Origin of the sequence: Micromonospora sp. NPDC005220, from assembly GCF_040607895.1 — a bacterium.
Classification (GTDB): Bacteria; Actinomycetota; Actinomycetes; order Mycobacteriales; family Micromonosporaceae; genus Micromonospora.
The window spans coordinates 1-12,741 of record NZ_JBEXHP010000027.1 but is presented as its reverse complement, the minus strand read 5'-3'; the positions used below and the strand labels follow the sequence as shown (position 1 = coordinate 12,741).

The window sequence follows — 12,741 nt, the reverse complement described above, 5'->3', positions numbered from 1 at the left end:
CCCGCCCTGTTGCTGACTCGGAGGTCTCCGCAACGCCGGACTACCTCGCGGTGCACCGGAAACCGAGTCGGACCCCCGCACATCGCGCGCGACATGAGCAGATCTTGGACAGTTTCCGTTAGCTGGTAACGGAAACTGTCCAAGATCTGCGAAACGAGTGGTGGGCACGGGCGGCGAAACCTCACCTGGGCCAGAGCCCGACGAGCCGCGACCGCCGGCAGATCACCGGGTGCGACACTGCCAACGATCAGTCGCGGCGGTCAGTCGACCAGGGTGCGGCCGGTCAGGTGCAGGAAGACGTCCTCCAGACCGCTACGCCGGACCAGCACGTTCGCCGGCTGAAGCCCCAACGCGGCGACCTCGCTGACCGCCGCGTCGCCATCGGGCACGTAGAGCAGCACCCGGTCGGGCAGCACCTCGACCCGCTCCCCCAGCCCGGCGAGCTTGCCGGCGAACGGCTCCTGCGACTCGGCGGCGAAGCGCAGCTCGACCACCTCGCGGGTCGAGTGCTGCTCGATCAACGCCCGGGGCGAGCCCTCCGCGACGATCCGCCCGCCGTCCATCACCACCAGACGGTCACAGAGCTGCTCGGCCTCGTCCATGTAGTGCGTGGTGAGCACCAGCGTGACGCCCTGCTGCTTGAGCCGGAACAGCCGCTCCCACACCAGGTGCCGGGCCTGCGGGTCGAGCCCGGTGGTCGGCTCGTCGAGCAGCACGATCTCCGGATCGTTGACCAGCGCGCGGGCGATGGTCAGCCGACGCTTCATCCCACCGGAGAGCGGCTCGACCTTGCTGTCAGCGCGCTCGGTGAGCTGGACGAAGTCGAGCAGCTCGGCGGCGCGCTCCCGGGCCGCCCGGCGGGAGATGCCGAAGTAGCGGGCGTAGACGGTCAGGTTTTCCCGGACGGTCAGCTCCGGATCGAGATTGTCCAGCTGCGGGCACACACCGAGGCGCGCCCGGATCGCCGGCCCGTCAGCCACCGGATCCATGTCGAGGATGCGCAGCTCACCCCCGCTGGGTGGGGAGATGCAGCCGATCATCCGCATGGTGGACGACTTGCCCGCGCCGTTGGGGCCGAGGAAGCCGAACGCCTCACCCGGGCGGACTTCGACGTCGATGCCGTCCACGGCGGTGAAATCGCCGAACCGCTTCACCAACCCGCGAGCCTGAATCATTGGTCGCCCCGAAGTCACCGCCCGACCCTAACCGCCGGGTCCGACAGCCCTCCACGTAAATACCCGCCCGCGACCGGCCGGTCACCCGGTGTCCGCACCGCCGGTGGCGAAACGCCGATCGATGCCCCACCGTTCGACAATCGACGTGTATCGTCCTTCCGTGTCGCCCACCAGCTCGCCCGATGGTTCGTCGTCACCGGCCCGACCAGCCAACTCTCCCGCCGGTGGGCCCGCGACGAACCCCGACGGCGGGCCACCCCGACCACGACCGGGAGCCGAGCCGGCGGGGCCCGCCGAATCCGACGGCGCCCCCTCGCCCAACCCCACCACCCTCACGATCAAGCCCGACCCGAGCAGCCCCGACCCGAGCACACCCGACCCGAGCAGCCCCGACCCAAGCACGCCCGACCCGAGCACGCCCGACCCGAGCACACCCGACCCGAGCACGCCTGAGGTCGCCGAGCGGGCGACTCGGGACCTGGCCGCTCAGTTCGAGGACGAGAGGCCGGGACGGGTGCTGACCGGGCCGGCGGGTCTGCTCCTCACCACGGCGGCGCTGGCAGTCGGCGCTCTCGCCCTCTGGCAGGTGTTCCGCCCGCTCTCGCAGGGCAGCAAGTTCTATCTGATCATCTTCCTGGCCGGCGTACTCCCGCTGGTCTTCCTCGCCTACCCGGCCGACCTGCGGCTGCCGGCCCGCCTAGGCGGACGGCGCGCCGGGAGCGCGGACAACAGCATCCAGGCGCCAGCGTCGACCGGTCCGACGGTGACCGACTGGGTTCTGGTCGCCCTGGCGGTGGCGGCCTGTCTCTACCCCGTCCTGCCGATCCAGATCGGCAGCGGTGGCGGCGGTTACAACGCGTTCCTCGACCGGCAGGGCCTGCTGGCGCCGACGGATCTGGTGCTGGGCACCGTCCTGCTGCTCCTGCTGCTGGAAGCGTGTCGACGGACCACCGGTTGGATCCTGCCCGCGGTCTGCCTGCTCTTCCTCGGCTACGGCTACTACGGCGGGTTGCTGCCGCAGTCCTGGCCGGTCGCGCACGCCGGGCTCGACTTCAGTCAGCTGGTCGACGCGTTCTACAACTCCGACAGCGGCTTCTACGGCACGCCACTCGACGTGGCCGCCTCGTACATCGTGCTGTTCACCATCTACGGCGCGGCGCTGGAGCTGTCCGGGGCCGGGCGGTTCTTCGTCGAGCTGTCGGCCGCGGCGTTCCGGCGCTCGCGTACCGCCGCCGGCCGGACGGCGGTGGCCTCCGGCTTCCTGCTCGGCACCGTCTCCGGCTCCGGCGCGGCCACGACGGTGAGCATCGGCGCGGTCACCTGGCCGCTGCTGCGCCGGGCCGGCTACCCGCCGGAGCGGGCCGGCGGCATGCTGGCCGCGGCCGGGGTGGGCGCCATCCTCTCGCCGCCCACCCTGGGCGCTGCGGCGTTCATCATCGCCGAGTACCTGGGCGTCTCGTACCTCCAGGTGCTGGGCTGGGCGACGGTGCCGACGGTGCTCTACTACCTCGGCATCCTGCTCGCCGTGGAGGTCGACGCCCGCCGCTCGGGGGTACGCCCCGTGGAGATCGACGTCGGCTCGCCCTGGCGGCTGCTGGCCCGGTTCGGCTACCACTTCGCCTCGCTGATCGCCATCATCGTGTTCCTCGCCGTCGGGATGTCCGCGACGAGAGCGGTCGTCTTCGCCATCGTCATCGCCGCCGTGTTCTCCTACCTGGACCGCGCGCACCGGCTCACCCCGCACAGGCTGGTGACCGCGCTGGTCACCGGCGTACGCGGCGTCCTCGCCGTCACCGCGGTCTGCGCCGCCGCCGGCATCATCACGGCGACCACCACGAAGACCGGCCTCGGGCCGCAGGCGGCGGCGCTGCTGATCGGCGGGGCGCAGGCCGTCACGTCGGACCCGACGCTGGTGCTGGTGCTCACCGCGCTGCTCGCCGCCGTCGCGCTCAGCCTGCTGGGCCTGGCCGTGCCGGTCACCGCGTCGTTCGTGATCGGCTGGGTGATCGTCGGTCCGGCCCTGCTCGACCTGGGCGTCACCGCGCCGGCGGCGGCCATGTTCGTCTTCTACTTCGCGGTGCTGTCCGAGGTGTCCCCACCGACCGCGCTCGCCGCGGTGGCCGCCGCCGCGGTCACCGGCGGCCGGCTGGTGCCGACCATGTGGCAGACCCTGCGGTACGCGCTGCCGGCGTACCTGACCCCGATCGCGTTCGTCATCACGCCGGCCGGTCTCGGTCTGCTCGGCATCGGTGGTGTCCCGCGGATCGCCTTCGCGGCCGTCGTCACCGCGCTCAGCGTGGCGGTGCTCGCCGTCGCCGCCGGTGGCTGGTTGCCCGGCGTGGGCCCGGCCGGCGTCCCGGAGCGCGTGCTGGGCGCCCTGGCCGGCATCACAATGCTCTGGCTCGAACCCGTGCCGGTCACTGTCGGCGTGGCGCTGGCCGTCGTCGCGGTGGTGGGCGTGTTCGTCCGACGCGGATCCATCGGCCGGTCGCGGCCCCGAACAGAGGAGAAGATGTGAGACGAATCGACGTACGGCTCGCGGCGGGCCTGAGCGTGCTCGCCCTGGTCACGGCCGGCGCCACGGGCTGTGGCGGTCAGCAGGGCGGCGCGGCCACTGACGATGCGGCCAGCGAGGTGACCTGCGAGGTGACCCGGGAGACCCGCGTCGGCATCGCCACCGGCAACGCGAATGGCGTCTACTACGTGGTCGGCAACGCCCTGGCCGGGCAGTTGTCCGGGGCGACCGGCGGCAAGCTCACCGGCACCGCCGCCGAGACCGGCGCGTCGGTGCAGAACATCGAGCAACTCGTCGGTGGCCAGTACGACGTGGCGTTCTCGCTGTTCGACACGGCGGTCAACGCGGTCGAGGGCAAGGGCAGCTTCACCGCGCCGCAGCCGGTGCAGGCGCTGGCCCGGATCTACGACAACTACACGCAGGTGGTGGTCCGCACCAACTCCGGGATCACCTCGGTGGCCGACATGCGGGGCAAGCGGATCTCCACCGGCTCACCGAAGTCCGGCACCGAGGTGATCGCCAACCGGCTGTTGGAGGCCGCCGGCCTCGACCCGGCCAAGGACATCCGGGCGCAGCGGCTGGACCTCACCAAGACGGTCGAGGGGATCAAGGACGGCAGCGTCGACGGTTTCTTCTGGTCGGGAGGTCTGCCCACCGGGGGCCTCACCGACCTGTTCACCACAGCCGGCGACTCGGTGAAGTTCGTCGACATCTCGCCGCTGCTGCCGAAGATGACCGCGTTGAGCCCCGGCTACCAGGAAGGCACGATCGGGCGGGACGCCTACCGGACGGCGACCGACACCCCGACCATCGTCGTGCCCAACGTGCTGCTGGTCCGCAAGGACCTGGACGCCAACGTGGCCTGCGCGATCACCCGGACGGTGTTCGACAAGCGCGACGTCCTGGCCCAGGCCAACCCGGCGGCCAAGGGGATCTCGCTGGAAAAGGCGCGCAGGACCCTGCCGGTGCCGCTGCACCGCGGCGCCGAGAAGGCGCTGACCGACCTCGGCGCGAACTGACCCGGCCGGTCAGCCGTCGGCCGGCGCGGTGGCGGCGCGGGCCACGCCGACCAGCCGGTCGGTCTCGGCGAGCAGGGCCTCGTCGCCCGCCGGAGTGCCGGGGTCGAGTCGGACCGTCCAGGTCAGACCGTCGACCCCGGCCACGCGCCGGGCCGCGACCCGCGCCGCGCCGCCGGGCACCGGCTGGTGCTCGGTGTACGCGACCGAACGGGTCACCCGGGCCCGCACCTGGTGCGGCAGCTCCCCCGGGTCGAGCAGCAGGTACGTCTCGGCCGGCCCGTCGGCGACCACCGTGTAGCCGTCCCGCTCGACGACCGGCTCGGCAGGTGTGACTGTCAACTCCCGGCCGGACCAGACCGCCTTGAGGATGGTGTGCCAGCCGAGCCGGTGCCCTCGGCCGGGCAGCCACAACCCGAGGTTGGTGGCGACCACCACCCCGTCGCCCTCGCCGTTGCCGGCGGCGGCCCACGCCAACACCCGCTCGTCGGCGGTCAGCGGCGGCCGGTCGGCCGGTGGCAGCTTCGGCTTGCGGCTGAACAGTCCCATCTAGAGGCCTCCCGCAGCCTGCTCGCGCAGCGCTCGGGCGTGCTGCTCCAGGGAGAGCAGCTCGCCGAAGGCGGCGAAGTACTCGTCCTTGTTGTTGACCGGGTTGATCCGCTGGATGCGTGACTTGAGGTCGCGGATCCGGGCGGTCACCGACCCGAACTGCACCCGGGCCATGGTGATCGACACGTAGCGCGGGTCCGGTTCGCCGTCGATCCGCAGTGGTTCGACGGCCAGCTCACCGACCAGCGCCGCGGACGCCAGGTCGTCGCAGGCGTCGCGGACCGACTCGATCCAGACCGCGCCGCCGGTCGCCGACGCGGCACCACCGGCTGCCGCGATGGCCGTACGCACCGCGACGTGCACCGGGTGGCGGTATTCGGTGGCCTCGACCGCGTCGAACATCGGCCCGGCCAGGACCGGCTGCTGGAGGGCGAGTTTGAGCGCCTCCCGCTCGACCATCGACTGCGGGCTGTCCACCGCCGGCTCGGGGCGGGCCGAGGTCGGCCGGGCGGCGGGGGCGGCGTCGCGGGTGCCGGACGGCGCGGTGTTGCCGGCGGCGAGCACCGCCCGCTGCACCGGCTCGATCTCCATGCCGAGGTCCATGGCGAGCTTGCGGACGTACTCCGGGCGCTTCTCCCGGTCCTTGAGTCGCGCGACCAGCGGCGCGGCGTGCCGCATCGCCTCGACCCGGCCGTCGACGGTGTCCAGGTCGAAGCGGCCGATCACGTGTCGCAGCGCGAAGTCGACGAGCGGCTCGCGGCGGGCGACCAGGTCACGCACCGCCAGGTCGCCCTTGGCCAGCCGCAGATCGCACGGGTCCATGTTGTCCGGGCTGACCGCGATGAACGTACGCCCGACGAAGCGCTGATCGTCTTCGAAGGCGCGCAGCGCGGCCTTCTGCCCGGCGGCGTCACCGTCGAAGGTGAAGATGATCTCGCCGGCCACCTCGTCGCTGTCGAACAGGAGCCGCCGCAGGACCGAGATGTGGTCCGCGGCGAAGGCGGTGCCGCAGGTGGCCACCGCCGTGGTCACGCCGGCGAGGTGGCAGGCCATCACGTCGGTGTAACCCTCGACGATCACCGCACGCCCTTGCTTGGCGATCTCCCGTTTGGCCTGGTCGATGCCGTAGAGCACGTGCGACTTCTTGTAGATCGGCGTCTCGGGGGTGTTCAGGTACTTCGGGCCGTCGTCGTCATCGAAGAGCTTGCGCGCACCGAAGCCGATCACGTCGCCGGCCAGGTCGCGGATCGGCCAGAGCAACCGGCGGCGGAACCGGTCGATCAGGGTGCCGGAGCGGGACTCCCGGGACAGCCCGGCGGTGACCAGCTCCTGGTGGGTGAAGCCCTGCTGGCGCAGGTGCTTGGTGAGCAGGTCCCACCCGTCCGGCGCGAAACCACAGCCGTAGCGCTCGGCGGCGGCCCGGTCGAAGCCCCGTCGGGCCAGGAACTCCCGTGCCGGGCGGGCGCCGGCGGTGCCGAGTTGACCCCGGTAGAACTCGACGGCGGCGGCGTGCGCGGCGACCAGGCGCTGCCGCTGACCCTGCTGCGGGCGGGGGCGCGGGGTGCCCTTGTCGTCCTCGATGTAGCGCAGCTGGATGCCGGCGCGGCCGGCCAGCCGCTCGACGGACTCCACGAAGCTGAGGTGGTCGGCGTCCATCAGGAACTTGATCGCGTCGCCGCCGGCCCCGCAGCCGAAGCAGTACCAGACGTTGCGGGCCGGAGACACGTTGAACGACGGACTCTTCTCGTCGTGGAACGGGCACAGACCCTTGAGGTTGCCGCCACCGGCGGACTTCAGGGTGACCGTCTCGGAGATCACATCCCCGATCGAGGTGCGTTCCCGGACCAGTGCGATGTCCTCGTCCCGGATCCGCCCAGCCATGCGCCACCCCCTCGCCGTACATCCTGCCCTGCCGGACCGACGACACGCCGGCCGGGGGACGCCGGTGTGGCGACCACCGCTGCCGGCTAGGCGGTTCCGGCCCGCAGGCCGGGTCCGCGCGGGGACCATGACCAGATGCGCCGGGTACGCGCGAACGGGCCCCGGCCACCGGAATGGGTGACCGGTCGGCTGCGGTTGCGCGGGCGGGGCCCCCAGTCCGACGAGACCGGCGAACGGCACGCCACCTGGCTGGAGCTGTTCCTCGACCTCATCTTCGTGTACGCGCTCGCGGCGGTGGTCCGCCGGCTCGGCGACGACCCCACCCCGTCACCGAGCACCGTGCTGGCCGTGCTCGGGCTCTTCGTGGTGGTCCAGTGGGCCTGGTTGGGCCAGGTCTTCTACGACACCCGCTTCGACCCGGACGACGTGCCGCACCGGCTGCTGGTGCTGGTCGCGCTGGTCGGCGCGGGGATGATCACGCGGGGCGGACGAGGTGCCGGAGAGCGTGCTCCTGCCGGTGGGATACCTGATCGTGCGGGGTGTGCTGCTCCTGCTGTACCTGCGCGCTCGGCCGACCGGCCCGATGGCCCGTACGGTGACCACGATCTACCTGCTCGGCTTCGGGTCGGGCTGGCTGATCTGGCTGGCCTCGCTGGTCGCACCCACCGACACGCGCCCGACGTTGTGGATCGTCGCGATGCTCATCGAGCTGGCCACCCCGTGGGTCGGCAAGCGCTGGCTGAACCGGTTTCCGGTCGACGACCAGCACCTGCCGGAACGGATCGGGCAGTTCACCATCATCGTGCTGGGGAGCGCACTGGCCAGCCTCCTCTTCGCGGTGCCCGACCATCCCCGGCCGCACATGATCGTGACGGCCGGACTGGCGTTCCTGGTGCCGGCGGCGGTCTGGTGGGTCTACACCACCTTCGTCACCACCCGCCAGTCACGGCGGCGGCTGCGCGGCGGCCAGACGTACAGTTACCTGCACATCCCGCTCGGCGGCGCGCTGCTGCCGCTCGGCTGGGCGCTCGGGCAGATGGTCCGGTTGGCCGACGACGAGGTGGCCCGGCTGCCGATGGAGCTGCGGCTCGTGCTGGCCGCCTCGATCACCGTCTGGATGCTCTGCGGACTGGCGTTGCACTGGGTGTGGAACCGGCCGAGCATCGGTCGCCTGGGCATCGCCCTTTACGGCGTGGGCTCGACCATCCTGATCACCACGACAGTGCACGAGCCGAAGCTGATGCTGTCAGTGCTCTCGCTGGCGGTCGTCGGGTACGCGGTGCTGCTCACCCGGCGACTCACCGCGACGGCCGAGGACTGAGCCGACCGATGCTCAGGCAGCGGCCTGCTCCTCGGCGGCGACCTGCCGGTTCCAGTCGGCCTTGCTCGCGTACCGCCGCCACCAGCGCCTCGCCCACCGGGCGGGCCGCCACGGTGCAGCCAGGTCAACTCGACAGCGCCGGGGCTGGGCTGGGCAGATTCTGCTCGTCCCGCTCGCCGTACATCCTGCCCTGCCTCGGCGATCTCCCGCGTGTCGGGGTACGGCAATCAGGGCGCCACGTACGACACTCACGTGGGTACGATGAGCTGCATGTAGGCACACCCTGGGAGGTGCAGGAATGAGCAGCGTCTCCGTGCGCGAGTTCTCGTACAACCCAAGCGGAATGTTCGCCCGGGCCGAGCAGGGCGAGACGATCGAGATCACCCGACATGGCAAGGTGATCGCCGTCCTGTTGCCGGGTTCGGGCGCCCTGGGGCGTTACGCTCCGCTGGTAGCCAAGGGCGTGATCAAGCTCAAGGCCACCACTACGAGTGACCTTGACCAAGTCCCCCGGTTTGCACTGCCGGACGGCGCGGATCCACTGGACGTGCTGCTGGCCGAGCGGGCCGAGGACGAGCGGTGATCTACCTCGACGCCTCGGCCATCATCACCCTGGTTTCAGGCCGCTCGTACGCGACGGAGCTGCGGGACTTCCTCGCCGGGTATCCCGGCCTACCCATGGGCACGAGCACCCTCGGGTTCGTGGAGACCGTCCGAACGCTGGACCGCATGGGCGACTTTCCCGACGCGATGACCGATCTCGTGCGCAGCTTCACCGAGATCCTGCTCACCGAGGAGGTGCGGGACGCCGCTGCGTCCCTGCCGACCGGACTCCGAACGCTGGACGCCATTCACGTAGCGAGCGCGCAGATCATCGGTCCCGCGCTGACCACACTGGTCACCTACGACAAGCGGATGCTCGACGTCGCTCACTCCCTCGGGCTGCCCTGTTCGGCTCCAGGCCTCGACGAACGACAGAGTTGAGCCCGGTCACCCGGGAAGGGCGGCGATCTCCTCGGCCGCCACCTGCTGGTTCCAGTCGGCCTTGGTGGAGCGCCAGCCCTCGTCGTCCATGCCACGTCGCCAGTAGCCGGAGATGGAGAGCTGCCCGAGCGGTACGCCCCGCTCGCCGCGCAGCAGCCGGCGCAGGTCCCGGACGAAGGCGGCCTCGCCGTGCACGAACGCGTGCACCTGGCCGGCCGGGAAGTCGAACGCCCGGACCGCCGCGACCAGCGCCTCGCCCACCGGGCGTTCGCCGCGGTGCAGCCAGGTCAGCTCGACCGCTCCGGGGCTGAGCAGCTTCTGCTCCTCCGCCGGGTCGGCGACCTCCACGAAGACGTGGGCCGGGGCACCCAGCGGCAGCCGCTCCAGGGCGGCGGCGATCGCCGGCAGGGCGCTCTCGTCGCCGACCAGCAGATGCCAGTCGGCGTCCGGGTTCGGGGCGTACGCGCCGCCGGGGCCGACGAAGTGCACCGGATCGCCGGGACGCAGCGCGGCGGCCCACGGACCGGCCAGCCCCTCGTCACCGTGGTGCACCACGTCGACGGTCAGCTCCCCGGCCAGCGGGTCCCAGCTCCGTACCGTGTACGCGCGCAGCCGGGGCCACTGCTCCCGGGGCAGGTCCCGGCGGATCGCGGCGAGGTCCAACGGCCGCGGGTACGTGACCCCCGGCTGCGGGAACACCACCTTGATGTAGTGGTCGGTGAACTCGCCCACCGGCAGGCCGGCAAGCTCGTCCCCACCGAGGACGAGCCGGATCAGGTGCGGGGTGGGCCGCTCGGTGCGCAGCACCCGGGCCGAGGTGACGTTCCTGGGGCGTTCCGTCATACCAGTTAGGCTAGCCTAAGTTGGCTCGTGGCCAATCGGGGGTGTCCCGTTGCCGACCAGGCGGGTGTGCCAGGTCACCGCCGCCGGGTCGGTCAGGGAGGCGACCTGGTCGATCACCACCCGCAGTCTGGCCGCGTCGTCCGGTGCGGCCCGCCACAGCGCGGCGAAGATCGGGTCGAGCCCGTCCGGGGCGCGCCGAACCAGCGCGGCGACCAACTCCGCCAGCATCGCCCGCTGCCGCTCGTAGCGGCCCCGGAAGCCGCTGCGACGCATCACGTACCGCAGCGCGATGCCCTTCAACAGCGCGCACTGCGCCCGGACCAGTCGGGGCACCACCAGGTCGGCGCCGTAGCGGCGGTGCGGGCCCGGACCGAAGCGCTCCTCCGTGGCAGCCACCGCCGCGGACACGAACAGCCCGGTCACCCCGCTGGTGGTGGCCTTCAACGCGACCTGCGCGCGATGGCTGCCGTCGTACCCGGCGAGCGGGGCGAGCAACGGGCCGGCCAGCAGATCGACGAGCACCTCGGCCAGGTCGTCCGCGGACTCCCCGGAGTAGGCGTCGGCCACGTCGGCGCAGAGCGCGGCCCGCTCGTCGGCGTCGGTGAGCAGCGGGTGCAGCGTGACGTAGCCGCCGTGGATGCCGTCCTCCACGTCGTGCACCGAGTACGCGACGTCGTCGGCCCAGTCCATCACCTGGGCCTCCAGGCAGCGCCGGTCGCCGGGCGCGCCGGCCCGGATCCAGTCGAAAACGGCCGTGTCGTCGGCGTACACCCCGAACTTGCGCTCCCCCGGCCGGCGCGGCCACGGGTACTTGCCGATGGCGTCCAGCGACGCCCGGGTCAGGTTCAGCCCGGCGGACGAGCCGTCCGGGGCGAGCACCTTCGCCTCCAGACGGGTCAACACCCGCAGGGTCTGCGCGTTGCCCTCGAAGCCACCGCACGGCGTGGCGAGCAGATCCAGGGCGGCCTCACCGTTGTGCCCGAACGGCGGGTGCCCGAGGTCGTGCGCGAGCCCCGCGACGTCCACCACGTCCGGGTCGCAGCCCAGCCGGGCACCCATCTCCCGAGCGATCTGAGCCACCTCCAACGAGTGGGTCAGCCGGGTACGCAGGAAGTCGTCGGTGCCGGCGGTGTGCACCTGGGTCTTGGTGGCCAGCCGGCGAAACGCCGCCGAGTGCAGCACCCGGGCCCGGTCGCGCTCGTACGGCGACCGGCGATGCCCGGTGTCCTTGGGCGGCTCCTCGACCAGCCGCGCGTCCGCCCGGTCACTCCTCCCGTTCACGACGCTGCCGTCGTCCGCGACTGCGGGGCTCGCAAAACCGGCTCACTCCTCGCGCGCACGCAGCACGCAGAACTCGTTGCCCTCCGGGTCGGCCAGCACCGTCCACTCGACGTCGCGCTGACCGATGTCGACGTGCCGGGCGCCCATGTCGACCAGGCGCTCGACCTCGGCCTCCTGGTTGGCGGGGCGCAGGTCGAGGTGCAGCCGGTTCTTGCGCTCCTTACCCTCGGTCGTCGGCACGAAGACCAGGCCGGGCAGGCGGTCGGCGGACTGGCGGATCTCCACCTCGTCGGGCTTCTCGGTGACGACCTGATAGCCGAGCGCCTCGGCCCACCAACGGGCCAGTCGGGCCGGATCGCGGGCGTCGACAGTCAGGCTCTCCCAGACACTGGTCATGCAGTCACCTCTTCCCGTTCGACGCGGCGCTCAATCGGCCGTGTCTGAGCGAGCCAAGATTACGCCCGCCCCCGTTGTCCGACCCGCCCCCGACGCATCGACGAAGGGCACGCAACCACCGATTGGCCCCCAGTTGCCAACCGATTGCCGAGGGTTACGGGCTCGCGGTCGGCAGTCGCCACCGGTAGCGTTCCCAGCGCGGAACGTGACCATTGACTGACACGCAGAGCCCGACCGGTGAGGGGTAACGCTCGTGGACGCAGACACGGTGATGGGAACGGAGCTACGCGGGCTGCGCCGGCGCCGACCCGACATCGCCGGCACGGTGCTCGCGGGCACCGACGGCCTGCTCATCTCCAGCGACCTACCCAGCACCGACGCCACCCATCTCGCCGCGCTCGCCGCCGCGAGTTTCGGGCTCGGTCACCGGGTGGCCGACACCGTCCGGCAGGGTGAGTTCCGGGAGTCGGTCGTGTGTACCACCGCCGGCTGCGTGGTGACCTACCCGGCCGGGCGCAGCGCCCTGCTGACCCTCGTCACGGCGTCGGCCGCGGGGGACCTGGAGGCGCTGCACGAGGAGGCTCGGGCGGTGGCCCGCCGGGCCGGCTCGTTCCTGGACGTTCGCGGTGGAGGCGTCGGCGCGCCCTCCGTGCCGGACGCGCACGCCCCGCTGGCCACCCGTACCCCGATGGCGACCCTGCCTGCGCAGTTGCGCCGCTCGTCCCGACCCACCTGGCGTCGCCCGCCGATCTGAGCGTCGGCGGCGGCCGGGGTTACCGG

General features: G+C 72.0%; 11 protein-coding genes and 2 pseudogenes. 7 read left to right on the top strand and 6 right to left on the bottom strand.

The genetic code is table 11. The annotated features are described in order from the left end of the window. Nucleotides 1-260: 260 nt before the first annotated feature. On the bottom strand, nt 261-1,193 hold the full coding sequence (locus ABZU52_RS13840) for an ABC transporter ATP-binding protein (protein ID WP_354971401.1): 933 nt from the start codon (nt 1,191-1,193) through the stop codon (nt 261-263). 142 nt (nt 1,194-1,335) lie between these two features. Here ABZU52_RS13840 and ABZU52_RS13835 point away from each other — a divergent pair, with 142 nt between their 5' ends. Next, nucleotides 1,336-3,693 carry a TRAP transporter fused permease subunit gene (locus tag ABZU52_RS13835; RefSeq protein ID WP_354971400.1) on the top strand — a complete coding sequence of 786 codons (2,358 nt, stop codon included), beginning with the start codon at nt 1,336-1,338 and terminating at the stop codon, nt 3,691-3,693. Next, nucleotides 3,690-4,709: a TAXI family TRAP transporter solute-binding subunit gene (locus ABZU52_RS13830; RefSeq protein WP_354971399.1), complete on the top strand. Its 1,020-nt coding sequence runs from the start codon at nt 3,690-3,692 to the stop codon at nt 4,707-4,709. The genes ABZU52_RS13835 and ABZU52_RS13830 overlap by 4 nt, the downstream gene beginning before the upstream one ends. Before the next feature lie 9 nt (nt 4,710-4,718). On the opposite strand, the gene ABZU52_RS13825 is transcribed toward ABZU52_RS13830, so the two are convergent. Both ABZU52_RS13825 and dnaG read right to left on the bottom strand, forming a co-directional pair. Further along, nucleotides 4,719-5,255 carry a hypothetical protein gene (locus ABZU52_RS13825; protein WP_354971398.1) on the bottom strand — a complete coding sequence of 179 codons (537 nt, stop codon included), beginning with the start codon at nt 5,253-5,255 and terminating at the stop codon, nt 4,719-4,721. After that, nucleotides 5,256-7,158 (bottom strand): annotated as a pseudogene (dnaG, locus tag ABZU52_RS13820) (DNA primase). It abuts the gene before it with no gap. 113 nt (nt 7,159-7,271) lie between these two features. Between dnaG and ABZU52_RS13815 the strand changes: the two are divergent. From ABZU52_RS13815 to ABZU52_RS13800, 4 genes and pseudogenes are all read left to right on the top strand, one after another. Next, a pseudogene (locus ABZU52_RS13815) lies at nt 7,272-7,604 on the top strand (low temperature requirement protein A); the annotation flags it as partial. Between the two features lie 37 nt (nt 7,605-7,641). Continuing rightward, complete coding sequence (locus ABZU52_RS13810) at nt 7,642-8,457, top strand: low temperature requirement protein A (protein ID WP_354971397.1); 816 nt, start codon at nt 7,642-7,644, stop codon at nt 8,455-8,457. A gap of 298 nt (nt 8,458-8,755) precedes the next feature. Beyond that, nucleotides 8,756-9,040: a type II toxin-antitoxin system prevent-host-death family antitoxin gene (locus ABZU52_RS13805; RefSeq protein WP_354971396.1), complete on the top strand. Its 285-nt coding sequence runs from the start codon at nt 8,756-8,758 to the stop codon at nt 9,038-9,040. Then, on the top strand, nt 9,037-9,441 hold the full coding sequence (locus ABZU52_RS13800; RefSeq protein ID WP_354971395.1) for a type II toxin-antitoxin system VapC family toxin: 405 nt from the start codon (nt 9,037-9,039) through the stop codon (nt 9,439-9,441). Before ABZU52_RS13805 ends, ABZU52_RS13800 begins: the two co-directional genes overlap by 4 nt. Nucleotides 9,442-9,447: 6 nt before the next feature. On the opposite strand, the gene ABZU52_RS13795 is transcribed toward ABZU52_RS13800, so the two are convergent. The 3 genes from ABZU52_RS13795 to ABZU52_RS13785 are packed head-to-tail and all read right to left on the bottom strand — an operon-like array spanning nt 9,448 to nt 11,961. Further along, nucleotides 9,448-10,284 carry a siderophore-interacting protein gene (locus ABZU52_RS13795; RefSeq protein WP_354971394.1) on the bottom strand — a complete coding sequence of 279 codons (837 nt, stop codon included), beginning with the start codon at nt 10,282-10,284 and terminating at the stop codon, nt 9,448-9,450. 15 nt (nt 10,285-10,299) lie between these two features. After that, nucleotides 10,300-11,565: a deoxyguanosinetriphosphate triphosphohydrolase gene (locus tag ABZU52_RS13790; protein WP_354971393.1), complete on the bottom strand. Its 1,266-nt coding sequence runs from the start codon at nt 11,563-11,565 to the stop codon at nt 10,300-10,302. A gap of 42 nt (nt 11,566-11,607) precedes the next feature. Continuing rightward, nucleotides 11,608-11,961: a VOC family protein gene (locus ABZU52_RS13785; protein ID WP_354971392.1), complete on the bottom strand. Its 354-nt coding sequence runs from the start codon at nt 11,959-11,961 to the stop codon at nt 11,608-11,610. Between the two features lie 253 nt (nt 11,962-12,214). Between ABZU52_RS13785 and ABZU52_RS13780 the strand changes: the two genes are divergently transcribed. Continuing rightward, nucleotides 12,215-12,715, top strand: a complete 501-nt coding sequence (locus ABZU52_RS13780) for a roadblock/LC7 domain-containing protein (RefSeq protein WP_354971391.1) — start codon at nt 12,215-12,217, stop codon at nt 12,713-12,715. The last annotated feature ends 26 nt before the right edge of the window (nt 12,716-12,741 follow it).